A 25,790-nucleotide genomic window follows, 5' to 3' on the forward strand; every position below is an offset into this window, starting at 1 on the left:
ATGAGATTTCTTGTTTTCTTATTTATTTTTAGCCTACAGCTAGGATATTCCCAAAAAATAAACATTCATAAAAAGCTAACTTTCCCCAATACTCTAAAGGAAAATTCCGGTATTGCACTATTAAACAACGACATCGTAACCTTTAACGATTCTGGAGGTAAACCAGAATTATATATTGTTAGTACTAGCTCAGGAGTAATTAAAAGAACTGTAAGCATAACTAATGCTACAAACGAAGACTGGGAGTCTATTACGTCTGATGATCGTTTTATATATATTGGTGATACGGGAAACAATAAAGGAAATAGGAACGATTTAGTTATTTATAAAGTTCTCATCAACGATGTAAAGACCAAAGAGTTTGTTAAAGCTCAAAAAATACACTTTCACTACGAAGATCAAAAAGATTTTAGCGAACAAAAGCACACTACCAACTTTGATTGTGAAGCAATTACAGTCTATAAAGACAAAATATTGTTGTTTACAAAAAACTGGGGCAACTTTAAAACAAATGTATACTCCATTTTAAAGGAAGAAGGAGACTACAATGCTTTAAAAGAAAACAGCATTCCTATAAATTGTATGCTTACCTCAATAGACTATAATCCCACAAATAAAACGTTTATGGGTACTGGCTATGATAGAGATTATAGGACCTACCTTATTCAAATAAAAGAAAGCGACTTTACACATCATACATTTAAACGCATTGATTTGTTTAAAGAAATAGGAATAGCAAACCAAGTGGAGGCTATTGTATGGAAAAATTCAAAAGAATTTTATGTTAGTAGAGAAAGATCTAATGAAAAAGTAGAAGGAAAGCGTTACAAACGCAAGCCTAAACTGTTTTTACTGTCGTTAAGCAAATAAAACAGCATACTTTTCTATTTTTGCAGTATATCAAGATATGTCAAAATTTTCCAAGTTAGTTCAGAAACAAAAAGAGAGACAAGAAGCAAAAAAGTCTCATTTTAATCTAGAAGCAAAAACAAATGCGAATAGAGAAGGGGTGGTTTGCTCTTGTGGTTCTAAAAAATCATACAAAACCTGTTGTGAAGTAATTCACAAAGACATTCATAAAGCCGCTACACCTTTAGATCTAATGAAGTCTAGGTATACTGCCTATGTTATGGGGAATATTGAATTCCTAATGCTAAGCCATCATTCTTCCACAAGACCTGTTGACGAAAAAAGAGAAATAGCGGCATGGGCTAAAAGTGTAGCGTGGATTAAGTTAGAAATTATAGAAGCATCTAGTGTAAATAAAGAAGAAGGTTTTGTTACATTTAGAGCCTATTTCTTTGAAAAGAAGCTACAGGAAGAAATTTATGAAACATCACGTTTTGTAAAAGAGAATGGACACTGGACCTATATTGATGGAATACACAAATACTAAGTTATGGCAAAATCAGGAAGCGATAAAAACACTAAAAACAAGTCTAAGCACTCCAAGCTAATGGACCGAAAGAAAAACAAGCTTAGAGAAAAAGAAAATGCTCATAAGGAAAGATTGAAATTACTAAAAGAGCAAATAAAAAAATCCGAAACAAAGTAGTGAGCTCAGTTTCGGATTTTAAGTAAATTTCATTCAACCTAAATTTACATTACAAATATAAGAATATTCGCAATTATAAACTGCAAAAAAGCAGTTTTAATACTAATTTAACAAGGGTACTCGTTGTTATCAATTACAGCTTTGGCTATTTCTTTCTTTAAAGCAATAATATTAGGGAAGTTTTGATACTTTGTAAATCTTTTTAACCCCATTAACAACATACGTTGTTCATCATTCTCCGTAAAGGAAATAATAGCTTCTTTCCCTTTATTAATAATCTTTTCTACAGCATTGAATAAGTTTAGCTTTGTCATTGCTATTTGTAAAGTCGCTGCTTCTTCAGAAGTTTTTGCTACTAATTTCTCAGTCTTTAACAAGGTCGACTCAGCCATGTAAACCTCCATTAAAATTTCGGCTGCACATAAAATTAACTCTTGCTGTTTTTCCAACTCCATTCCGTATTTCTCCACAGCTTTACCTGCAACCATTAAGAATACTTTCTTTAAGTTTTCTAAAATATCCTTCTCTTCAGAAAACAACTTAGCGTAGTCTGGTGTGTCAAACGAAGGTATTCCCATAAGATCACCCGCAATAGCCATAGCAGGGGTCATCAAATCAATTTCCCCCTTTAAAGCTTTCTTAATTAGCATACCCACCGTTAACAATCGGTTGATTTCGTTTGTTCCTTCATATATTCTAGAAATACGAGCATCTCTCCAAGCAGCTTCCATAGGTGTGTCTTCAGAGAATCCCATTCCTCCATAAATCTGTAAACCTTCATCAGAAACAAATTGCCCAACCTCAGAACCGTATACTTTTAGAATGGCACACTCTAGAGCAAAATCCTCAACTCCCTTTAATTCTGCCTGCTGATGATTCATTCCTCCAGCTACTAAAGCATCTATTTTCTGTTGAATATCACCTGCTGCTCTATACACACCACATTCTGTTACAAATGTTTTAGTAGTCATTAGAGCAAGTTTTTCTTGCACAGCACCAAAGCTAGCTATAGACGTTCCAAACTGTTTGCGTTCGTTGGCATAAGAAACCGAATTGCTAATAACCCTTCTACAAGCATCCAAACATGCAGAAGCTAATTTCACTCGTCCTATATTCAAAATATTCAATGCTATCTTAAATCCGTTCTGTCTTTCAGAAAGCATATTTTCTACTGGAACTATCGTTTCATTAAAGAAAACTTGTCGGGTAGAGGAGGCCCTAATCCCTAATTTCTTTTCTTCTTCTCCTAATGTTATTCCATTCGGATTTTCTGCATCATATTCAATGATAAAAGCGGTTAAGTTTTTATCATCCTCAATTCTAGCAAATACAATCATTAAACTACAGAAACCAGCATTCGAAATCCACATTTTCTGACCCGAAATTTTATAATGTGTACCATCGTCGGATAAAACCGCTTTTGTCTTTCCAGAATTGGCATCAGATCCTGCTCCTGGTTCTGTTAAACAATAAGCACCAAACCATTCTCCCATAGCCAACTGTGGCACATATTTTTGTTTTTGTTCTTCTGTACCATACAATACTATTGGCATGGTTCCAATACCTGTATGTGCTCCAAAAGCTGTAGCAAAAGAACCTGTAGCACCAGATATATAATCACATACTAAAATGGTAGACATAAATGACATTCCCATACCACCATATGCTTCTGGAACGGCTATACTTAAGAATCCCATTTCTCCAGCTTTCACCATTAATTCTTCGGTAAAAGCATAATCTTTATTTTCAAAACGTTCTTTATGTGGCCAAACTTCACGGTCTATAAACTCTTTTACAGACTCTTTCATCATCACTTGCTCTTCCGTAAAATCCTCCACAATAAAAACATCTTTTGCTTCTGTTTGTTGAACAATAAATGCTCCTCCTTTTAATGTGCTCATAATATTTTGCTTTAGACCTTAGTCTATACGCCAAGGCTTAGTGTTAAACAATATTTTTGTAGCTGTATGCTTTATGCAGTAAGCAATATGCTATTATTTTCTTTTTTGAGTTCTTTTTATCGCTTAAAGCCTAGAGCGTAAAGCTTAAAGCATAAAACCATCGGTTTTACTTTAAAAACTCATAAACTCCAGCGGCTCCTTGACCAGTACCTACACACATGGTTACCATACCATATTTGCTTTTTCTCCTTCTCATTTCATTAATCAACTGAACCGATAATTTAGCTCCTGTACACCCTAACGGATGCCCTAAGGCAATAGCTCCACCATTCACATTTACAATATCTGGATTCAATCCTAGTTCATTAATAACCGCTAAAGATTGAGACGCAAAAGCTTCATTCAACTCAATTAAATCAATGTCGTTTTTAGTTAAACCCGCTTGTTTTAAAGCTTTAGGTACTGCCATAACAGGACCAATCCCCATAATTTTAGGATCTACACCTGCTGCTGCAAAAGAAACCAAACGCGCTACAGGTTCTAGATTTAACTCTTTAACCATTTCTTCGCTCATCACCAATACAAATGCAGCACCATCACTCATTTGTGAAGAATTCCCCGCAGTTACAGAACCTTTATTTGCAAATACAGGTCTTAATTTTGCTAAGGCTTGTATAGATGTATCTTTTCTTGGCCCTTCATCTTTAGTAACAGTATACTTTCTAGTATCTTTTTTACCAGAATTGTTAATGAAAATTTCTTCTACATCAATAGGTACAATGTCCTCTTGAAATAAATTCTCTGCTTGTGCTTTTAATGCTTTTTGATGTGAATTAAATGCAAATTCATCTTGTTTGTCTCTAGGCACTTTAAATCGAGTTGCAACCGCTTCGGCTGTTAACCCCATTCCCCAATAATAATCTTCATTCCCTTCTTTTGTTTCATGGTAATTAGGAGAGGGCTTATAACCTCCCATTGGAATGTAAGACATACTTTCTACACCACCTGCAATGATACAATCTGCCATTCCTGATTGAATTTTAGCAGCAGCAATGGCAATGGTTTCTAATCCCGATGCACAGTATCTATTTACTGTCATACCCGCTACATCATTTATCTTTAACCCCATTAAAGAAATCAATCTCCCTATATTTAATCCCTGTTCTGCTTCTGGCATTGCATTTCCTACTATTACATCATCTACACGTTCCTTGTTCAATTCTGGAACATTCTCTAATAAATATGCGATGGTTTCAGCGGCCAACTCATCCGGTCTTTTAAAACGAAACAATCCTTTAGGTGCTTTTCCTACGGCTGTTCTATATCCTTTTACTATATATGCTGTTTTCATTGTTTTGATGCTTTATGCTTTAAGCGTTAGGCTCTAAGCAACGTTTTTTCATGATTTGTTTTAGCCTACAGCTTATAGCTTAAGGCTTAAAGCCAATTTAATTCCTCAACGGTTTCCCTGTTTTTAACATGTGCTGAATTCTTTCCAAGGTTTTTCTTTCTCCTAAAAGAGATAGGAAAGCTTCTCGTTCTAAATCCAATAAATACTGTTCCGACACCTCTGTAGGTTCTGATAAATCTCCACCTGCCATTACGTATCCAAGCTTGTTTGCTATCAATCTATCGTGCTCAGAAGCATATTTACCCGCAACTAAGCTATCGGCTCCTACCTGAAACATTCCTAATACTTGCTGCCCTAAAACTTTTACTTTTTGTGGAGCAGGAGTAAGGTACCCATCTTCTAACATCTGTACTGCGTGTCTTTTTGCAGTTGCTATTTGTTGGTTGTCATTTACAACTACCAAATCTTTGTGTAGTGTATAATATCCCAAATCAAAAGCTTCATATGCAGAGGTCGCTACTTTGGCCATTGCAATATTGATGAATGCTTCTCTCATTCTGTTTAATTTCACATCGTCTTTTAAAACGCTATCAGAAACCCTTTTAGCCATTTCTTTGGTTCCACCACCTCCAGGAATTACACCCACACCAAATTCGACTAAACCGGTGTATGTTTCGGCAGCAGCAATTACTTTATCTGCATGTAAACTTAATTCACATCCACCTCCTAAGGTCAATCCTCTTGGTGTAATCAGTGTAGGGCAAGAAGAATAACGCATTCTCATTACCGTATTTTGAAAATATTGAACCGCAAAATTCAATTCATCGTATTCTTGTTCTACTGCCAACATAAATACCATGGCAAGGTTGGCACCTACAGAAAAGTTTTGAGCTTGATTTCCTAAAATCACGGCATCGTACTTAGATTCTGCCAAGTCTATTCCTTTATTAATAGCTTGTAGTACACCACTTCCTAGTGTATTCATTTTAGACCTAAACTCTACATTCAACACACCGTCTCCCAAGTGCTGTATTGCAGCCTCTGAATTAGACCAAATAGTCTCCGATTTTCTGATATTGTCTAAAATGATAAAACTTTCTTGTCCAGGCACTTTAGCCTGAGACTTGGTATCTATATTGTAATAGTATTTTTTACCATCAACCACAGAATAAAACGAATTACTATCAGATTCTACCAGTTCCTCTACCCAAGGAGCATAGTGTAAATTCTCTTGTTGTATTAATTTTATACCTTTTTCCAATCCAATGGCATCCCAAATTTCAAAAGGACCATGTTGCCAGCCAAAACCAGCTTTCATGGCTTCATCTATTTTGTAAATATCATCCGATATTTCTGGTATTCTATTCGATACATAAGCAAACAATGCTCCAAATGTCTTTCTATAAAACTCACCCGCTTTGTCTTGTCCAGCGATTAAAATTTTAAAACGATCAGAAACATTTTCTATTGTTTTTGTAGCGTTTAATGTTTGAAAGGAAGCTTTCTCCGAAGGGTGATATTCTAAAGTATCTAAATTAAGAGCCTTAATTACTTTAGTCCCTTTATGATCTACGTCTTTTTTGTAAAACCCTTGTTTTGTTTTACTTCCCAACCATTTATTATCTAACATAGACTGCATAAAGTCTGGAAGTTGAAACAACTCTAACGCTTCATCGTTTTTACAATTTTCTGACAAACCATTAGCCACATGTACCAACGTATCTAAACCAACCACGTCAACCGTTCTAAATGTGGCAGACTTAGGTCTTCCAATTACAGGTCCGGTTAATTTGTCTACTTGCTCAACAGTTAAACCTAACTCTTTTACAATATGAAGCATGCTCATAATTCCGAAAATCCCGATTCGGTTTCCTATAAATGCAGGAGTATCTTTCGCTAAAACGGCTGTTTTCCCTAAAAATTTAGCTCCAAAATTCATCAAGAAATCAATTACCTCTTGGTTGCAATCTGGCCCAGGAACAACTTCAAATAATTTTAAGTATCTAGGTGGATTAAAGAAATGTGTAATTGCAAAATGCTCTCTAAAATCCTGAGAACGACCAATATTCATAAACTGAATTGGAATTCCAGATGTATTACTAGTTATTAAAGTTCCTGGTTCTCTGTGTTTTTCAATCAACTCAAAAACCTTTTGTTTAATATCTAGCCTTTCAACCACCACTTCTATTACCCAATCCACGTCTTTAATCTTAGCAATATCTTCCTCTAAATTTCCTGTTACGATTCTATTGGCAAAAGCTTTGTTGTAGAGTGGTGCTGGGTTAGATTTAATAGCTGCTTGTAGATTTGTGTTTACAATTCTATTCTTTACTGCTGGGTGATTTAAATCCAAACCTTTTTGTTCTTCTTTTTCCGTTAACTCTTTAGGAGCTATATCTAAAAGGAGTACTTGCAAACCAATATTCGCAAAATGACAAGCAATACCAGAACCCATGATTCCAGAACCTATCACCGCTACTTTTTTAATTTGTCTCTTCATACTTAAAAAATTAATTTTTGTTGAATCAATTCTTGGATAGTTTCACTTACTTCCAAAAAGGCATCTATCTGTTTTTGTGTTAGATTTTCTTGAATTGTCTTGTTAAACTGTAAGACAATCTGTTTAGAAATCTCTCGTTGTTCTTTTCCTTTGCTTGTTAATTTTATCAAAACACTTCTTCCATCATCAGGATTTGCTTCTCTATAAATTAAATCTTGCGCTTCCATTTTTTTTAATGTTCTTGATAAGCTAGTGGATTCAATCCCCATGCTTGGCCCTAATAGAGTAGATGGAGTCCCCTTTTTGTAATGAATATTTATCAAAACAAAGCCAATCGTCATTAAACTATCTTTTTTGACGGCTTCCTCGTTATACATTTTACTTATGCTTTGCCAAGTAGAACGATACAAATAATCAAACGAAACGATGTTATTTTTTTCTAGCATGCTTAAATATAAGCAAAATTTAGTATGCATGCATAGTTTTTTATGCTAAAAAATATCAGATATTAAATTATGTATATGGAAAATTTGATTTATCACAGCAAAACAGAGTCGTAATTGTAAATAATATTTATTTTTTTAAGTATTAATTTAGTGAATTGTATTGGTTTGATAATATATTTACACTGCAAAAAAACTTTTTGAATGCAAGACTATATTTTAAGTATAGAAGATTTACAAAAGACTTATAAAGATAAAGTCGCGTTGAACTCCATTTCTACCAAAGTTCCTAAAGGAAGTATTTATGGTTTAATTGGACAGAATGGAGCAGGTAAAACAACTTTAATTCGTATTCTAAATAAAATTATTGAAGCTGATAGTGGTTGTATCTATTTTAAAGATCGTAAGATGACCTCTAAGGAGGTTGCCAAAGTAGGCTATTTACCCGAAGAAAGAGGTTTATATAAAAACATGTCTATAGAAGAGCAGGCTCTGTATTTTGGACAACTAAAAGGAATGTCTAAAAAAGAAGCCTCAATTTCTTTAGATTACTGGTTAGATCGTTTTGGAATTTCTGATTGGAAACGAAAAAAAATAGAAGATCTGTCTAAAGGGATGGCTCAGAAAGTTCAGTTTATAATTACGGTGTTACACAAACCAGATTTGCTAATTCTAGACGAACCATTTAGTGGTTTTGATCCTATCAACGCAAATTTAATTGCCAACGAGATTAAAGAATTGGCCGCCAAAGGAACTACGGTCATTTTCTCATCTCACAGAATGGAATCTGTAGCAGAAATGTGTGATGCTTTATGCCTTATTCATCAAGGAAATATATTGTTGGAGGGAAGTATCGAAACGATTCAAAAAGAAAACTCTCAAGCAGTCTATGAAATTGGCTTATTGAATTACAGCGAAGAACAATTAGCTCAGTTCTTAGACAATACTAATTACGAGACTAACATCACCACAAAGAATGAAACAACCATTCATTTAGAGGTGATTGATCTCTTAGAAAACAAAGAACAACTGCAAAAAGCGATCTTAAACATTGGAACCTTGGAATTGTACAAGCAACACATACCAAGTCTTCAAGAAATTTTTATTAAAACCATAGAGAATGCATAATTTATTGCTCATCATAAAAAGAGAGTTCATTACCAAAGTAAGAAGCAAAGCTTACTTAATTTTGATTTTTCTTAGCCCGTTATTAATGATTGGTATGGCAAGTGCTATTTTTTACTTTGTAGGTAAGGAAAAGAAAGCAAACTATAAGAAAACCTCATTAATTACAATTACCTCTCCAAAAATAATAGCCGAAATACAAAAAACACATCCTAAATTAAGTGTGTTTATAGACCCCAACCTCACTTTTAAAGAAGCAAAATCTTTAGTAGATGCAGAGGAATACAATGGAGTGGTATATACAGACGAAAATCTAGAAATTTTAGAAGTTTATGGAGATAAAAAAACACCCAAACAGTCTCTTAAAAAAATACTAGAACGCAATTGGAAAATACAATACCTAAAATCTAACAATATTGAAACCGGAGTTATCAACACCATCACCAACCCATCTCCTGTACACATAATACATGTAAACAATACTAAAAAAGAAATTACAAAGTGGGTAAAAGGCATTGTAGCTATTGGTTCTGGTTACATTATGATGATGTTTGTAATTATCTACGGAAATGCTGTAATGCGTAGTATTATAGAAGAAAAAAACAGCAAGGTTATAGAGATTATGGTCTGTACTGTTAAACCTTATCAATTAATGTTAGGAAAAATTATTGGTAATGCTTTGGCAGGCTTATTACAGTTTTTTATTTGGGGATTATTGTTGTTTGTTGGACTTAGTATCATTCAGAAATTCTCGCCAACAGAAGGAGGTAATTCTGAAAAAATAGCGTTGATATTTGAAACACTTTGGAGTATTAATTACACCGAAATCATCCTAGTATTTATATGCTTTTTTGTTTCTGGTTATCTCTTATACAGTAGCTTTTACGCCTCTGTTGGAGCTGCAGTAAATAGCGAAACAGACACGCAGCAATTTGTGCATCCTATCTTATTACCTTTAATGTTTGCAGTATATATTGGTATTGTAACTATTGTAGAAGGAAATCCACATAGCGACACCGCACAACTATTTACATTTATACCGTTTACATCGCCTATTATCTTACCAATGCGAATCCCTTTTGGAGTACCAACTTGGGAAATAATTTTGTCCTTGGCACTATTATTGGGTAGCTTTGTTACTACTGTATTTATTGCTAGTAAAATATATAGAATTGGTATCTTAACAGACGGAAATAAACCAAGTATAAAACAGCTAATACAGTGGGTTTTTCAAAAAATATAAATTTTTATGAGTAGAATATTAATTATTGAAGATGAAGCAGCAATTAGACGTGTTTTAAAACGAATTATTGCAGACGAAAATAAAACATACAGTGTAGAAGAAGCAGAAGATGGTGTTTTAGGATTAAAAATAGTAGAGGAGCAAGATTTTGATCTGATCCTTTGTGATATTAAAATGCCTAAGATGGATGGAGTAGAGGTGCTGGAAAAACTAAAACAAATAAAACCAGAGATTCCCGTAATTATGATTTCGGGGCATGGTGATTTAGACACCGCAGTACAAACCATGCGATTAGGTGCTTTTGATTACATATCTAAACCGCCAGACTTAAATAGGTTGTTAAATACCGTAAGAAACGCTTTAGATCAGAAAAAGCTAATTGTAGCCAATAAGATTCTTAAGAAAAAGGTAAGTAAGAAATACGAGATGATAGGGGAGTCTGAACCTATTAGTCATATTAAAAATATGATTGATAAAGTTGCTCCTACCGATGCTCGTGTATTAATTACAGGACCTAATGGTACTGGAAAAGAATTAGTAGCACATCGTTTACACGATTTAAGTGATCGCTCTAAGTTTCCTATGATAGAAGTAAATTGTGCTGCAATACCTTCTGAACTAATTGAGAGTGAGCTTTTTGGACATGTAAAAGGATCTTTTACAGGAGCAAACAAAGACCGTGCTGGTAAATTTGAAGCCGCTAACGGAGGAACCATTTTCTTAGATGAGATTGGAGACATGAGCTTGTCTGCACAGGCTAAAGTACTACGTGCTTTGCAAGAAAGCAAAATTAGTAGAGTAGGTTCTGACAAAGACATTAACGTGAATGTTCGTGTACTTGCTGCAACAAATAAAGACCTAAGAAAAGAGATAGCTGAAGGTAGATTTAGAGAAGATTTATACCACCGTTTGGCAGTAATTTTAATTAAAGTACCTGCGTTAAACGACAGAAGAGACGATATTCCATTACTAATAAGTCACTTTACAGCAAAGATTGCCAAAGAGCAAGGTACAGTGCCTAAAAACTTCTCTACAGAAGCCATAGCGCATTTGCAAGACTACAACTGGACAGGAAATATTCGTGAATTACGAAATGTGGTAGAGCGTTTGTTAATTCTTGGAGAACAAGAAATTAGTGCAACAGATGTTAAAATGTTTGCAAGTAAATAAATTAAACTTTTAGTCCTTAGCTTTGGGCAGTTAGCTTTTTTATAGTGCAACTGCAAAAGGTCAAAGGCAAATAGCTAACAGCTAAATAATATGGAAAACACAGCAATAAAAATAGGAGTAGGGGTTGGAGCAATAAAATTTGGAATGTTAAAAGAAGACGTTTTAAGTATTTTAGGAATTCCAACCGAAAAAGAGATAGAAAAACAGTTTGATACTGGTGATGCTGTAGAAACTTGGGATTACGAAAACCATGGAGTTTCTTTTTCTTTTGATGAAGAAGAAAACTGGAGACTAGAAACAATTACCATCAACTCTAGCAAATTTGAATTGAATGGAGTAGGACTGATAGGGCAAAACATTCAACAAGTACAGGACTTTATAGAAGAACACAAGCTAGGAGAAATGGAGTTTGAGGATTATTCTACCGAGGAGTTCCCAAAACATGAATTGATAGATGTAGATGCCGCTAATTTGTTCTTTTGGTTTGATCATGAAGTTTTAAAAGAAATTCAAATGGGAGTACAGTGGGATGACGACGATAATGCTTTGTGGCCTTCTTAGGATGCTGTAAGCTATAGGCCCGTATGTTTTAGGCTTATGGTCATCGAGTATCCTAACTTTACAACAAAAAGCCTATTGCCTAAAGCATAAAGCCGTAAAAACATGCACTGCAACACACACGGTACCATTGGTATTGCCATTCTAACCACAACGTATCTTATTACAAAAAATGAGAAAAGAACCTATTGGATTGGTGGTATTCTTGCCTTTGGCTCGCATTATCTACTAGATTATATAGGAGAAGCTAGTTATAAGAGTATGTTAGAGATGCTATCTATAGAAACGAGTATATTTATAGTAGCAATGCTATTGATGTGTTTTAATGGCTTTAAAGCTCTAAAACTGGCTTTCTTTGGTTTCTTTATGGCCAATTTAATGGATGTGATAGATAAGAAACTGTACCTGGCTATCTTATTCCCAAAGCAGTTTGATTTTACTTATTATTTTCACACCAGAAATCCTCCTTTGGTAAATATTAGTTACGAGACCACCATTGGAGCAGCCATATGCTCTGTAATATTAGTTATTAGCTGTTGGTTTTTACTAAGAAAACATTTTACTATAAAAAAAGGAGCGTGTTAAACGCTCCTTTTTTTATTTGACTTAATTTAGCTATGTATTATTGCTTACAATTTTCACAATAAGTATCTTTTAAATAATCATCTACCAACAACTGAAAAGTTACCCCACCACTTTTATTCGCGTTAAAAATAGAACAAAACTTTTCTGGATTTCTATTAATTGCATTCAACATAATGGTTCTGTAATCTGTTGTTTTTGTCAATTCCTTATCTATAATTGTTAGGTTTAAATAGTAAAACAATAAATTTTCTTCTACATCTATACTTTTTACCTTATCTGTTAAAATACGTTCGGCTTTTTTAAGGTTAGCATAATAGGTTAAATACTGAGCCAGACTCAAATAATCACTATCAGACATTTGTGTGTTTTTAAAATTATTATAGATAAACGCTACAGAAATGTCTTTTTCTTTATAATTTCTTTTACGCATATCCTTTTCACTTTTAATAATATGGTAATTCACCAACATTCTATCAATCAACGATTTTTCGACTCCATATGTACTTAGATTTAGTATCTCTTTTTTAAACTTCTTTGGATCTATAGGCTCATCTACATTATACCTCCAGTATTTAAACTTTAACACCATTAAGTTGTACTTAACTTTTTTGTTTTTTGGATCTAATTTTTCTAGTTTTTTAAGTTTGGAATTAGTGATTCTTAAATTTCTTTCATCTAATAGGTATTCAAAAGAGGTGTTTTTATTTTGAAAATCTATAAATATTTTCTGATTGGGAATTTCCATTTTATTTAAAATATCTGGATTGGATTCCTTTCCTTTTAACTTTTCAAAAATTGAGTTTTGTATGTCTAAGGCTTCTTCTTTTTTGGTTTTAACAACCCTATTAAAAAGAGCGATCAATGTAGGAACATCTTTCTCTTTATACTTATCCTTTTTTTCTAATTTAAGGTTTATTACTGCTTTTCTATGATTTTTAAGGTAAGGCTCTAATTTAGAAGAAAGTCCTTTTTTTAATTTGGCTTTGATTTCGCTTTTATTCAACTGCTGTAAATCTTGATATTTAGTTCCCTCAATATCAATCATAAACTCTACCCAGTTTTCCGAAGAACTCACATTTGGCACAATCAATTCTTTTTGAAAAGTCTGTAAGGCAGCAACAATACTATTGGCTCTTTTATCTTGTAAGCTTAAATTACGTTCTAAATTCCCTTCAACAGAAGCATAAGCATGAATATCAATTTGTCTAATGTCGTAATCTGTCAAACGAAGAGAGTCGTAAACAGGTTTGATATCAGCCTGCGAATAGTCTGCTTTATTCTTTTTAAAAGGAATGGTAAAACGTAAGGTTTTATATTTCATTCTATAAGCATCGTCTTTAGAAACAGCTTCTAATTTAGGCTTGTAGGTTAAGGAATCTAAATACATCCCCATATCTAACAAATCCCAAGTATAAGCTTGTAAATTAAAAAAGGTCTGATACCTACATAAATTATTATTGTTAAGAAACAAGATATTAAACTCTAATACTTCGTCTTTAAGTTCCGCAGGAACTTTTCCTACCCAAGTTCTAAATCTATCTTTACCAATAGGGGAAGGGCTTAATTTTCTTTTTAGCTTACTAGCATAAACAGGAGGTAATAAGACACCTCTAATTTGGCTATCTTCTTGTTTTTGACCACACGCATAACGCTTTTTAGAAACTACATCTATTGCAATTCCATCTTTTTTGTTTACAAATAACTTTTTAACCCAACTTTTGTCATTAATCTGAAAATACAGATTATCATCAGCATCTCTCTCTATAGAGAATTGAACTTCTTTTGGCATTCTAGCAAAAGTTTGCAAACATTCGTTACAAATAATTCTAGGGTCTTGTTTAAAAACAGTGGTAATTCCATAGTTTTCTTCTTGCGAATGTATTGTAGCACTTACAAACAAACACATTAAAATAATAAAGTAATGTTTCATAGTAATTGATTAGCAATTTACGATGCTAAAACTACAATTCAGTTTTGAAATGAACCATATTAACACTCTTAAAAAACACTATGTATCGTTAAAAAAGTAGTTCATACGTTTTAAAATTTACCCATAAGCATTTTTTATAAATAGACAGACATACCCAAACAATACACGCAAACTATCTTTGTAGTAAGAAGGAATTTAAAAGTTAGTTAGCTGTAAAGCTGTTTGATCCCCAGATGCATTATTGCGTTTGGGGATTTTTATTTGTGTTGAAACACCTAGGGTGTATTTCTCAATTTTATTGACTCAAAATTACATATAGAACTTTATATTGATTGATGAGAATCTTATATTTTAAAAAAGATGTACCATTATATAGTGTACGAGATTCTCAGTAATTCTAAAAAAAAGTGTATTGAGCAATATTAGTGCTATTTATATGAAGCTTCAACTTTAACTTATAATTTATATTATGTTAAATAGAATATTATAAAGAAAGGACTGAAATCAATCAGCCCTAATCTATTATTTTAATTTAGCTTCTGCTTCCGCTTGCTTTTTCATTGTTTCGTTAGCAACAATTGCCAATTCAACTCTTCTGTTTTTAGCTTTACCAGCTGCTGTAGAATTATCAGCAATTGGATACGCTTCTCCATCACCTTTAACAGAGAATCTATTCGCAGGAACTCCATGCGCTTTTAAATAATCTGCAACAGCGTTTGCACGTGCATAAGATAATTTCAAGTTTAAATCATCAGAACCATCTGAGTCTGTATGTCCGTCTACAAATAAATTCGTGTCTGGGTATTTCTTTAATACAACAGCCAATTTATCTAATGTTGCTTTGGTAGATGCATTGATCTTAGATTGATTCGATGCAAAATAAATTCCTGCTCCTTCATCAAAAACAACGTCAATTCCTTCACCAACTCTATAAACTTGCGCTCCAGGAATAGAATTTCTTAATTCCTCAGCTTGTTTATCCATTTTCTTACCTATAATAATACCTGTTGTACCACCTACAGCAGCACCACTAATTGCTCCAATAGCTGCTCCTTTCTTACCTCCAATTAAAGCTCCAATTCCTGCTCCAATAGCGGCTCCTGCACCAGATCCTAACAAACCTCCTTTAGTTGCACTATTCATACTAGAACATCCTACAAACATACTTGCGCTTAAACAAACAAGTAGTGTATTTCTAAATAATTTTTTCATTGTAAATATTTATTTTGTGAAGTAAAAATATAACAAACATCAAAGAAAAATCCTAAACATTGTTTAGGATTTCTTTACTATTCTTTAAATTTCATGTTAATAGAAGTATTCAACTTTCGCTTGTAGTCTTCTTCTAACCACATGATATAATTTTTAGTACTCTTAATCATATAATGCGAATACTTTTTAATTCTATCCTTTATATCATCGTCTAACAAAATCGCTAAATCTCTGGCATCAAAAACATCTTCTGCGTTTTCATAACACATTTGCGCGTGCTGTTCTACAGACTTGTCTAATACTATTTTTGATTTGATTCCCCTCTTGATAGCCTTATCGTACTCTTCTTTTACTTTAAATGTAATGTTTTCAGAATTTGCGAACTTTGCTCTAACCTCCTTAGGCATGTCATACACAAACTGACGTTCAATTTCCTCATCATTAATTAAGTTGTCTAAATAATAATCAGGAGATTTAAAAATACGTTTCCAGTTAATTGGTGCACTCCACAACCCAAAACGAGCTGCATTGTTTCCTAAGTCGATTACATTAAAATATTTTTTATCACCTGTTACACGAGAACCACGACCAATCATCTGATAGTACAAAGTAATTGATTTAGTTGCTCTGTTTAAGATAATTGTTTCTACACTAGGCTCATCAAAACCTGTAGTTAAAATACTTACCGAAGTTAAAATAGCATCGGGAGTTTCTTTAAACCATTTTAATATCTCACTTCGCTCCTGCTTAGAGAATGTGTTGTCTAAGTGACGTACATTGTTATATCCTGCAGCTTTAAAAGTATCGTACACATGCCAAGAAGTGTTAATACCATTATTAAAGATAAGTGTCTTCTTCCCTAGTGATTTTTCTACATATGCACTTACCAGTTTGTCTTGCATTAAGTTACTGGTATACAGGTCGTCCGAAGATTTTACGGTATAATCTCCGTTAATACCTACTTTTAATCCTCCCAAGGCAACATCGTATGTATAAGTAGTTGCTTTGGCCAAGAAACCACGGTCTATTAAGGTTGATATAGGCTCCCCTACCAATAACTCATCATAAATTTCGTTCATTGGTAGCTTTATATTAGAACTCAACGGGGTTGCCGTTACTCCTAAAATAAAACAGTCCTGAAAATATTTGAATAATTTTCTAAATGAATTGTAGTGCGCTTCATCAATAATTACCATGCTGATATCCCTCATATCTAACAAGTCATCATTTAACCTGTTTTTTAAAGTCTCTACCATGGCTACAAAACACATAAAATCTCCTTGATCGTCTAAAGATTTTACATCACTAGTAATCACCTTATTAGACACACCAAATTCGTCTAACATTTTAGAAGTCTGACTACTTAATTCTATACGGTGTGTTAGAATTAAAACTTTTTTCTGTTTCTCTTTGATGAAACGTCTTGCAATCTCCGAAAAGATTACGGTCTTTCCTCCTCCCGTAGGCAGCTGAAACACTAAGTTATAATGTGATGATTTCTTTTCAATTTTCTCAAAAACCTTGTCGATATTATCTTGCTGGTAATCGTATAACTGCTTGGTTTTAGGAGCTTGATCAGGTACTTCTAATTTCATGTTGTTTTTTTTCCGTTTTGCAAAACTACGCAGTTTTTAAAGTTTTATGAAATTATTCAAGACTTTTTCTCTTAGAAAACGTGATTTAATATGAATTTAAATTATCTGTTAAACATAATGGGTATATTTAATACGCTAATTTAAAACTCAACTCACTATGGAACCAAATTTATTAATTACACTACTCGCCGCAATTGTTCCCTTAGTTACCGGATTTATCTGGTATCATAAAAGCGTTTTTGGAAATGCTTGGATGCGTACCATTGGTATTGATCCGAATGCTGAAATGACACCTCCAAATCCTATTATTTTTTTATGGTGTTTTCTATTAAGTTTCTTAATCGCATTTATTTTAACACCTATTGTTATACATCAATACGGTGTATTTTCTGTACTAATAGACGAGCCAGGGTTTAACAAACCAGGATCTGAAGTAGCTACCTATTTTCAGGATTTTATGAAACAATACGGAAATAATTTTAGAACCTTTAAACACGGTGCTTTGCATGGTTCTTTAATAGGGCTGTTACTAATAACACCTATACTAGGAATCATCTCTTTGTTTGAGAAAAAGCCTTTTAAGTACGTGGCTATTAACGGAGCTTACTGGGCTGTATCGTTAGCGATTATGGGAGGAATTATATGTCAGTTTGCTTAATTAGTAAACCTGTACTACTAAAAAACCCCGCTTATTGTGGGGTTTTACTTTTTAAATGGCCTTCTGGTACTGTACTCACTAGGTTTTACATAGTTTAACAATGGAGCAAGTATGTTATGAAGCATGCCAACCGAATGCTTTGCATACAGATTCATACTAACTGGCTCTGCTCCTAATGTACTTTTCATAATCTCTGCAGTTCTTCCTAAACGCAATTCACTTACCTTATGCGCTATGGCAAATACCACATAGTCATACAACATTCGTTGATACAAAGGAATCTGGCTATTTACAGTATAATCTACCCCCACATAGTTTGCATCTAAGCACTTGTTATTTATACAGCCTGCACTAAAAGCAATTAATTTATCTTCTAGAAAATAAGCTTTAAATAAATAATTGGCACCCAGAGATTCTTTTAAAGCATAAAAGGTATTTACATTTGGCTGTACCATATTAAAGTTTGCCGTTTTTAGTACTGCACTAAATAAATGTTGAATCTCTTCTTTAGACTCTTTTATATCTTTGGTTGTAAAATCTTTTACAACCAATGCACTTGTCTTTTTAAACACACTTTTAGCCCTAGTTCTATACTTGGTTGTCATAGCCGCTAAATAGTCTTCAAAATTGTTCCAACTAGAATCTATAGACAAGACCATGTTCACGTCTATTTGAAATTGTTTAGCCGTTTTAGAGATTTCATTTTGTACCGCCTGTTTTTTCTCTCCCCAAAACTCTTTATACATTAAAAAGTTTACTTTAAAAGAAGTCTTTTTAAGAGCTTGTATTAACTGGTTAGAAATTACAGGAACCAAAACCTCTAAAGAAGGTTCAATAAACTCAAACCCATTTACCCCCGTAGCAAAAAAATTACCGTTTAAAAGAACATTTCCTTTTAGTTGTTTTAACAACCAAAGACGGTTTTTGCTTTTTATTTCTTTTGGGAATTTCTTTTGGAGAAAAAAATCGGCAGATAACCGAATCCATTGGTAATATAAAACCCCAACGGGTAATTCGTTTTTAAAAACTACAACATAAAAACAATTGACGTTTGGAATTTTACTATTCTCTATCGCTTTTAAATAAGAAAAAGACAAGTATGTGTTTTTAGGGCAAAAGCTTTCCCATGTATTTTTAAACGTAAAAATACTTGTAGCTATACGAATACTGTAATTAGCATCTATTTTAAACTGCTTGTCTAAAAGCATGGAACAATAAAATTACACCTATAAAAAAACACCTTAGTAGTATATTACCAAGGTGTTTCCTTACACTTGTATTTAAAAATATTTTAATAGTCTTTAAAAATTGCGTGCATCATACGTTTTTTATCGTTGATGCTTTCTTCCATAGAAATCATGGTCTCAGTTCTATTTACTCCGTCAATATCATCGATAGAGAAAATAATGTCTTTAGCCTGATTTGTATCCTTAGCTCTAATTTTACAGAAAATATTGTACTTACCAGCAGTAATGTACGCAACTGTAACGTTAGGGATTTTTTCTAAAGATTCTAGAACACTTCTAATTTTAGAACTACTATCTAAATATAGACCTACGTGAGCAATAAAATTATATTGCATTTTCTCGTAATCTAAAGTCAATGTAGATCCTTTAATAATTCCTTCGTCCTCCATTTTCTTAACACGTACATGGATGGTACCTGCAGAAACTAATAATTTCTTCGCAATATCCGTAAACGGAGTTCTTGCATTGTCAATCAACATATCTAAAATCTGATGATCTATCTCGTCTAAATGATGTTTTTTCATGGCTTAGTCTTAAACTTTCTTCGATGTTTTACAAGTGGCAAAAATACAACTTTAAAAAGCGTTTTTGCATTTTTCGTATTTAAATATAGGTATTCTTAATGAAAATTTAAACTAAAACTCATTATATCCATAAAATTCTTTCAAATCTCCTCTGTCGTATTCTACAAGTTTCGATTTTAACGTATTGTTAACTACCTCATATTCATATTGAAACGCAACATCGACACTATTATTCTCATCATCTTTAAAATTTCTTAAAATTACATCATAATTCTGTTTCCCATTGTTTGGTATTTCAAAATAAGGCTCATAGTCCTTGTAAGAGTCATTATAGGTAAGATAATGTAGTCCGCTGACAATTGCGTAGAAATTATACTCACGTACTTTTTCTCGGCTGTAGTCGTCAGGATAATGTCCGGCTTCTATTAAAATAGTGTTGTGTCCTAATTTCTGAAAGTTATCTCCAGTTGCTGTAGGATAAAACTCATCTGTATACCTTCCAACAAAATTCGGAATTAACCCCTGTAGTGTTTTATTCATTGCTACAATAGCAGCCATGGTTTCTTTTCTACCGTCTGTAAGTGTACGTTCTACATCTACCGAAGGAGCTAAGAAAGAAATGGTAGCAGGGTTTTTATAACCTTCTACATTAAATATTGTTCTTTGGTCGTGTAGGTTAAAACAAAAATGAGGATCAAACGAATCTAAAACCGTACGCAACAACTTACTTTCTTTCGCTTTTAAATCAACTGCATCCCTATTTAAGTCTACCTGGTTAATGTTTACTCTTGTAAACACGTCAGATCCATCAGGATTTAGCATAGGAATACATACAAATGTGCACTTTTCCAATAAGTCAGCTACAAAAGAATCATTAACACCTAATTGGTCTTTTAAGAACTTAAACAAATCAAACAATGCTTTTGTTCCAGTACTTTCATTACCGTGCATCTGAGTCCATAATAACACACGCTTTGCACCGTTTCCTATGGTAATTTTATATATTGACTTCTCCAACTCAGAAAGACCTAATTCTTCTACCTTAAAAGGAGCTGATAGTTGTTTAATAATTGGCTCTATTTGCTCCAATACAATCCTTCTCCCTTTTAAACTGTCTTCATGCTGGTTTTTATACCAGTTTTCAATTACTTTAATATCTATTTCATTCATGTTACAAAAGTAAACATTTAATTGTTTACATATGTGATTTACATTTGTATCAATGTAAGTTTACACAGTTATCACTTTAGCTATTGATGTAAATCGAAAGAAACCCCGCAACAACTAGCAACACCATTAAAAACCAATACTTTATACAGCTTCACATAAAGTATATTAAACAACTAATAAACAGCCAGTTATAACTATTTACCTAAACCTAATTAAACATATATACCTACCCCAAGAATAGTATCCCATATATTAATATTGTGTACGTAAAATGATTTAATTACATTTGTAAAAAAGGCTAAGTCAAGATTGTAAACCTTAATCAATTCACAATGTTAAACCAAAACGAATTTATAGACCGATTGCATAAAGTGTTTGAATATTACAACCTTTCCGCTGCTACATTTGCAGAGGAGATTAAAGTGCAACGTTCTAGTATTTCCCATATACTCTCTGGAAGAAACAAACCTAGTTTAGAGTTTATCTTAAAAATGGTGAATACATACGATGCTATTACTTTGGATTGGCTGGTTAACGGAGAAGGTAGTTTTCCTAAAGAACTTAATAATAAAGAGGAAACAACGAGTCCGTTACCTAAAGAAACTATCGATCAGCCTAATTTATTTAGTGACAATCTTAAGGAGACCGTTAAAGAAAATGATAAGACAGAAGAATTCACTAAGATTGTAAGTGAAGTTGCTCTCCAAAAAAAAACAACCCCTTCTGCTATAGAAAGGATTGTTATATTTTACGAAAACGGTACGTTTAAAGAGTATATTAAAGGCTAAACGTTAATCTACAGCTAATGCCTTTATACCTTCTTCTACAATAGCTATAATAGTTTCTTTGTTTGAGTTTTTAGATAGTATTTGTTTGTCTATAACCTCTCGTAAGACTCTTGTACATTCGTAATTAAAGTTATAGGCTTTGTATTTTAATCCGTTTGTAACAAAGTCGTCTACCATTACCTTTATTGCTTCTACATTATTAGTACTCGCCACCCAGTCGAATGCATCTTTAAAATCTTTTTTGAATTTTACATCTGTAACAAAGTACATTCCCGTTAATAAATACTTAGCTACAAATGTAACATGCTCATCTTTCCTGTCTTCTAAGTACATTTTTAATAAAGGAACATAGATAATATCCTTAATCTCATCGGGAAGACTATCTGCATGTTTTTTAGCCAGTTGTTTATCGATGTAATATATAGCTAACAGACTGTTTCCTTTTACTTTAGGTGAGATATTCGTTAATTGTTCCTCAAAAATAGGCAGGTACTCATCATTAATCAACTTACCTAATAAAGAGATTGCTGCAGCAGATATATTAGGATTTTCATCTTTAGCCAACTTTTCAATTTTCTTTATTTCTCTCTTCTTTTTAAGGCTCTCAGACAAGTTTATGTTTTCTAATGCATAGGTCTGAATCATTTCATAGGGGTCTTCTAAAGCATTTATAAAGGTCTTAAAAACATCTTTATTAGACTGTAAATCCTTTAATTGTACCAGAGCCTCCATCCTATCTTCGTAATGCTTTACATGCTCATACTGGTATATGTATTCTTCGGTTGTTAATTTAGGAGCATCAATTTCCGCTAGTAAGACGTGATCTGCATTAAGTTTAATCAATTTAATGTCTCGTTCTCTTTCAAAAGGAAACTCGAACGTTTTTTCTTTAGAATCCATGAAAACATTGAACTCTTCTCTTTGTTTACTTTTGTAAACATCTATTTTAATAGGGAAATCAAATTCTTTTTCTAATTGTGTAATTTTTACTTTTAATTTATTCCTCAGCAGGTCTTTTGTATAAGTAACTTTTAACTTAGGATGTCCATTGCTATAATACCACTGACTAAAAAACCATAACAAATCCTCTCCCGACACTTCTTCAAAAGCCAAACGTAATTGATGAGCTTCAGCAGCTTTGAACTTATTGGTCTCTAAATATTTCTTTAAACCTGCAAAAAACGTTTCGTCCCCTAAATAATGCCTTAGCATGTGTAGTGTTAATCCTCCCTTGTTATAACTTACAACATCAAATACATCGTCTTCTTTGTTGTAGTTATATCTTACTAAATGTTTGTCGTAATTTGCACTCACCGTGTTTTTGTTGAGATACGCATCACGCGTTTTTTTCAAATGCTCGCTAGCTCTATCGTCACCATACTTATGTTCAAACCATAAGAATTCAGAGTAATTAGCAAAAGATTCGTTTACTGTAATGTTTGCCCAGCTTTCAGTCGTTACCAAATCTCCAAACCAATGATGAAACAATTCATGTGCAATAGTACTTTCCCAAGTATTTCTTTCTAGTAATTCTCCTTTGGTTAACATTGCACTTTCTCCGTGTACTACGGCTCCTGTATTTTCCATAGCACCACTTACGTAATCTCTTACAATAATCTGGCTGTATTTATCCCATGGATATTCTACTCCAGTAATGTTAGAGAAGAATGTCATCATCTCTTTGGTGTTCTTAAACAACTCTTCTGCATTGTCTTTATAACTAGGCTCTACATAATAACTTACTTCTTTTCCTCTCCATTCATGTTTTATAACTGCAAAATCTCCTGCACCCACAAAAAACAAATACGGTGCATGTGGCAACGTTTGTTTCCATACATCTGTACGTGTACCATCTAAATTTTCTACCTGAGAAATAAGACGTCCGTTAGACAATGTTTTAAATTGCTTAGGTACGGTTAATGTTATTTGTTGCGTAGACTTTTGATTTGGTTTGTCTATGGTTGGAAACCAAACACTATTTTGTTCTGGTTCTCCCTGAGTCCATATTTGCGTAGGTTTTGTCTTGTCTAACCCTGTTGGATTTATAAAATAAAGTCCTTTGTTATCTGTAATCGCTACACCTCCATCTCCTTTAATTTTATTAGGACTTCCTTTGTATTTAACGTAAATACGAATGGTATCTGTTTGGGTATAGACCTTGGATAATTTTATATTTAGTTTAGATCTGGTATTATGAAATTTAACCGGAGTATTGTTTTCTAATACTTCGTATATTTTCATAGACTTTGCATCCAACTCTACTTTGTCTGTACTGTTAAAATGTGGCTTTAATACAATCCAAGCCTCCCCTTGCACAGTTTGGTTTTCAAAATTAAAATTCAGATTTAATTTTGTGTCTATTAAATCTAACTCCTTTTTAGAAGTTTTACCGAGATCGTTATATCGGTACAAACGCTGAGCACTAACCGTATTTATAAAAAATATTGTTAGTAGCATTAGGTATAAATGTTTCATTACTTAGGAATACGTAATTAATGATTTTATGTTCTGGTTGATTATTTCTAATTTTTCATTTCCATTTAAAAAAGAAAGATCTATTAAAAAACTAAAGCCTGCTACTTTTGCTTTTTGTTGAATTAACTGTGCAGCTGCATATGCTGTTCCACCTGTTGCCAATAAATCATCGTGAATTAAAACATTGCTGTTTTCTTTAATGGCATCTGTATGAACTTCTATAGTAGCAGAACCATATTCTAAATCGTACGATTGCTTTAAAGTAGAGGCTGGTAATTTCCCTTCTTTACGGATCATAATAAAAGGGACTCCTAGTTTTTGGGCTAATAAGACTCCAAACAAATACCCTCTAGATTCTATTCCTGCAACTGCATCAATCGGAGTTTCTTGAAACTGCTCAGCCAAAGCAGTAATGATTTCGCTCATTAGCTTTGGCTGTAATAATATAGGTGTTATGTCTTTAAATAAAATTCCTTGTTTGGGAAAATCAGGTACATCCCGTATCACCGATTTGATCTTTGTTTCTAGTTCACTATGCATAAACAGTTTCTCTATATTTTTTAGAAAGTTTAAAAACTTCTTCTAAAATATTAATTTCTTCGTTTGTAATTTCAACGCCTGCACGCCCCATAACTCTTTTGGCCGTGGTTATCGCTTTGTTAAATTCATACTCTGTTCTATCTTTTGTTCCTCCCCAACTATAAGAAGGCACAAATTTATCGGGCATGGCAGCTCCAAATATATTTGTGTACACACCAACAACAGTACCAGTATTTAACATTGTATTGATACCTGTCTTAGAATGGTCTCCCATCATTAAGCCACAAAATGTTTGTTGGGTATCTTCAAAAAAGTTTCCTTGATAGTTCCATAACTTAACAGCACTATAATTGTTTTTCAGATTCGAAATATTTGTATCTGCTCCAAAATTACACCACTCTCCAATGACAGAATCTCCCAAATAACCTTCGTGACCTTTGTTAGAATTGGCAAATAAAATACTGTTTTTCACCTCTCCTCCTACCTTGCATTTAGGACCAATTGTAGTAGCACCATAGATTTTAGCTCCCATTTTTAACACAGAACCTTCACACAATGCAAAAGCCCCTCTAACCAAAGCTCCGTCTAAAACCACTGCATTTTTTCCTATATAAATAGGACCAGTACTTGCATTTAAAATACATGGATTCAATATGGCTCCTTCTTCAATAAAAATGTCATCTTTATTTACTGCTTGTACATAGTCAGGAATAGCTTCGGAAAATCTACCTTCCGTTAACATCTCAAAATCCAATCGAATTGCAATGTCGTTATTTAAGAACAACTCCCATTTACTATCTAAGCTAACTACATCGTTTACTACAATACTCTCGTAGCTGTCAAAATCTACCTGCTCTTGTTCTTCTACTGTATAAAAAGCAATCACTTCACCATCACAAATTACTTTTTGATTTGGTTGCAACGATTTAACAGCTTTAAAAAAAGAAACAGAAGGTAAGTAACCTGCGTTTATAAATATGTTTTGTTCCATCTCGACTAATGGATACTTGTCTTCTAAATATTCTTCCGTTAAAGAAGTAGTTGTATACCCAAGGTATTTTTCCCACTTCTCTCTAATAGTTAAAATTCCAATTCTAATATCTGCAACGGGGCGAGTATAAGTAAAAGGCAATAGTGCATCTCTATTAGCACCATCATATAGAATATAATTCATAGGGTAATAGTTTAATTATATCATCTAGTTTTACACCAATAATATA

At 33.2% G+C, this 25,790-nt stretch carries 23 protein-coding genes; 10 read left to right on the forward strand and 13 right to left on the reverse strand.

The genetic code is table 11. The features are described 5' to 3' along the window. The 3 genes from ACXHHC_RS02410 to ACXHHC_RS02420 are packed head-to-tail and all read left to right on the forward strand — an operon-like array spanning position 1 to position 1,555. Positions 1–870 (forward strand): hypothetical protein, encoded by an 870-nt coding sequence (locus ACXHHC_RS02410; protein ID WP_458228061.1) that lies wholly within the window; start codon positions 1–3, stop codon positions 868–870. Positions 871–907: 37 nt separating this feature from the next. Further along, positions 908–1,396, forward strand: a complete 489-nt coding sequence (locus ACXHHC_RS02415; RefSeq protein WP_458228062.1) for a YchJ family protein — start codon at positions 908–910, stop codon at positions 1,394–1,396. 3 nt (positions 1,397–1,399) lie between these two features. Beyond that, entirely contained in the window at positions 1,400–1,555 is a 156-nt protein-coding gene (locus ACXHHC_RS02420; protein ID WP_458228063.1) for a hypothetical protein, read from the forward strand. A 107-nt stretch (positions 1,556–1,662) separates the two neighbouring features. Here ACXHHC_RS02420 and ACXHHC_RS02425 read toward each other — a convergent pair whose 3' ends face one another. The 4 genes from ACXHHC_RS02425 to ACXHHC_RS02440 all read right to left on the reverse strand — a co-directional run bounded on the left by ACXHHC_RS02425 (position 1,663) and on the right by ACXHHC_RS02440 (position 7,783). Beyond that, positions 1,663–3,456: an acyl-CoA dehydrogenase family protein gene (locus ACXHHC_RS02425; RefSeq protein ID WP_458228064.1), complete on the reverse strand. Its 1,794-nt coding sequence runs from the start codon at positions 3,454–3,456 to the stop codon at positions 1,663–1,665. Between the two features lie 166 nt (positions 3,457–3,622). After that, entirely contained in the window at positions 3,623–4,807 is a 1,185-nt protein-coding gene (locus tag ACXHHC_RS02430) for an acetyl-CoA C-acyltransferase (protein ID WP_458228065.1), read from the reverse strand. Between the two features lie 97 nt (positions 4,808–4,904). Further along, positions 4,905–7,307 (reverse strand): 3-hydroxyacyl-CoA dehydrogenase NAD-binding domain-containing protein, encoded by a 2,403-nt coding sequence (locus tag ACXHHC_RS02435; protein WP_458228066.1) that lies wholly within the window; start codon positions 7,305–7,307, stop codon positions 4,905–4,907. 2 nt (positions 7,308–7,309) lie between these two features. Further along, positions 7,310–7,783 carry a MarR family winged helix-turn-helix transcriptional regulator gene (locus ACXHHC_RS02440; RefSeq protein WP_458228067.1) on the reverse strand — a complete coding sequence of 158 codons (474 nt, stop codon included), beginning with the start codon at positions 7,781–7,783 and terminating at the stop codon, positions 7,310–7,312. Positions 7,784–7,954: 171 nt separating this feature from the next. Between ACXHHC_RS02440 and ACXHHC_RS02445 the strand changes: the two genes are divergently transcribed. The 5 genes from ACXHHC_RS02445 to ACXHHC_RS02465 all read left to right on the forward strand — a co-directional run bounded on the left by ACXHHC_RS02445 (position 7,955) and on the right by ACXHHC_RS02465 (position 12,431). Next, positions 7,955–8,878 carry an ABC transporter ATP-binding protein gene (locus ACXHHC_RS02445; RefSeq protein ID WP_458228068.1) on the forward strand — a complete coding sequence of 308 codons (924 nt, stop codon included), beginning with the start codon at positions 7,955–7,957 and terminating at the stop codon, positions 8,876–8,878. Further along, positions 8,871–10,118, forward strand: coding sequence for an ABC transporter permease (locus ACXHHC_RS02450; protein WP_458228069.1), 1,248 nt, complete (start codon positions 8,871–8,873; stop codon positions 10,116–10,118). The genes ACXHHC_RS02445 and ACXHHC_RS02450 overlap by 8 nt, the downstream gene beginning before the upstream one ends. 6 nt (positions 10,119–10,124) lie before the next feature. Then, positions 10,125–11,288 carry a sigma-54-dependent transcriptional regulator gene (locus ACXHHC_RS02455; protein ID WP_458228070.1) on the forward strand — a complete coding sequence of 388 codons (1,164 nt, stop codon included), beginning with the start codon at positions 10,125–10,127 and terminating at the stop codon, positions 11,286–11,288. Between the two features lie 90 nt (positions 11,289–11,378). Further along, a complete protein-coding gene (locus ACXHHC_RS02460; RefSeq protein WP_458228071.1) occupies positions 11,379–11,849 on the forward strand; it encodes a hypothetical protein in 471 nt (156 codons plus the stop codon). 102 nt (positions 11,850–11,951) lie between these two features. Then, complete coding sequence (locus ACXHHC_RS02465) at positions 11,952–12,431, forward strand: hypothetical protein (protein ID WP_458228072.1); 480 nt, start codon at positions 11,952–11,954, stop codon at positions 12,429–12,431. Between the two features lie 37 nt (positions 12,432–12,468). On the opposite strand, the gene ACXHHC_RS02470 is transcribed toward ACXHHC_RS02465, so the two are convergent. The 3 genes from ACXHHC_RS02470 to ACXHHC_RS02480 all read right to left on the reverse strand — a co-directional run bounded on the left by ACXHHC_RS02470 (position 12,469) and on the right by ACXHHC_RS02480 (position 17,168). Then, a complete protein-coding gene (locus ACXHHC_RS02470; RefSeq protein ID WP_458228073.1) occupies positions 12,469–14,361 on the reverse strand; it encodes a hypothetical protein in 1,893 nt (630 codons plus the stop codon). A 522-nt stretch (positions 14,362–14,883) separates the two neighbouring features. Continuing rightward, entirely contained in the window at positions 14,884–15,573 is a 690-nt protein-coding gene (locus ACXHHC_RS02475) for an OmpA family protein (RefSeq protein WP_458228074.1), read from the reverse strand. 77 nt (positions 15,574–15,650) lie between these two features. Further along, positions 15,651–17,168 (reverse strand): DEAD/DEAH box helicase, encoded by a 1,518-nt coding sequence (locus tag ACXHHC_RS02480; RefSeq protein WP_458228075.1) that lies wholly within the window; start codon positions 17,166–17,168, stop codon positions 15,651–15,653. Positions 17,169–17,325: 157 nt separating this feature from the next. Here ACXHHC_RS02480 and ACXHHC_RS02485 point away from each other — a divergent pair, with 157 nt between their 5' ends. Next, entirely contained in the window at positions 17,326–17,826 is a 501-nt protein-coding gene (locus tag ACXHHC_RS02485; RefSeq protein WP_458228076.1) for a DUF1761 domain-containing protein, read from the forward strand. 44 nt (positions 17,827–17,870) lie between these two features. Here ACXHHC_RS02485 and ACXHHC_RS02490 read toward each other — a convergent pair whose 3' ends face one another. From ACXHHC_RS02490 to ACXHHC_RS02500, 3 genes are all read right to left on the reverse strand, one after another. Further along, the gene (locus ACXHHC_RS02490; protein WP_458228077.1) at positions 17,871–19,034 is read right to left on the reverse strand and encodes a hypothetical protein; all 1,164 of its coding nucleotides are present in this window, start codon (positions 19,032–19,034) and stop codon (positions 17,871–17,873) included. 83 nt (positions 19,035–19,117) lie between these two features. Continuing rightward, complete coding sequence (locus tag ACXHHC_RS02495) at positions 19,118–19,597, reverse strand: Lrp/AsnC family transcriptional regulator (protein ID WP_458228078.1); 480 nt, start codon at positions 19,595–19,597, stop codon at positions 19,118–19,120. Between the two features lie 111 nt (positions 19,598–19,708). Next, complete coding sequence (locus tag ACXHHC_RS02500; RefSeq protein ID WP_458228079.1) at positions 19,709–20,767, reverse strand: M14 family zinc carboxypeptidase; 1,059 nt, start codon at positions 20,765–20,767, stop codon at positions 19,709–19,711. A 332-nt stretch (positions 20,768–21,099) separates the two neighbouring features. Here ACXHHC_RS02500 and ACXHHC_RS02505 point away from each other — a divergent pair, with 332 nt between their 5' ends. Beyond that, positions 21,100–21,555: a helix-turn-helix domain-containing protein gene (locus ACXHHC_RS02505; RefSeq protein WP_458228080.1), complete on the forward strand. Its 456-nt coding sequence runs from the start codon at positions 21,100–21,102 to the stop codon at positions 21,553–21,555. 3 nt (positions 21,556–21,558) lie between these two features. On the opposite strand, the gene ACXHHC_RS02510 is transcribed toward ACXHHC_RS02505, so the two are convergent. From ACXHHC_RS02510 to ACXHHC_RS02520, 3 genes are read right to left on the reverse strand one after another with little or no spacing between them, the layout of a single operon-like run. Further along, a complete protein-coding gene (locus ACXHHC_RS02510; protein WP_458228081.1) occupies positions 21,559–24,030 on the reverse strand; it encodes a M1 family aminopeptidase in 2,472 nt (823 codons plus the stop codon). A 3-nt stretch (positions 24,031–24,033) separates the two neighbouring features. Continuing rightward, the gene (locus tag ACXHHC_RS02515) at positions 24,034–24,570 is read right to left on the reverse strand and encodes an adenine phosphoribosyltransferase (protein ID WP_458228082.1); all 537 of its coding nucleotides are present in this window, start codon (positions 24,568–24,570) and stop codon (positions 24,034–24,036) included. Beyond that, complete coding sequence (locus ACXHHC_RS02520) at positions 24,563–25,744, reverse strand: GlmU family protein (protein WP_458228083.1); 1,182 nt, start codon at positions 25,742–25,744, stop codon at positions 24,563–24,565. The genes ACXHHC_RS02515 and ACXHHC_RS02520 overlap by 8 nt, the downstream gene beginning before the upstream one ends. Positions 25,745–25,790 lie beyond the last annotated feature (46 nt).

The organism is Wenyingzhuangia sp. IMCC45574 (genome assembly GCF_054182685.1).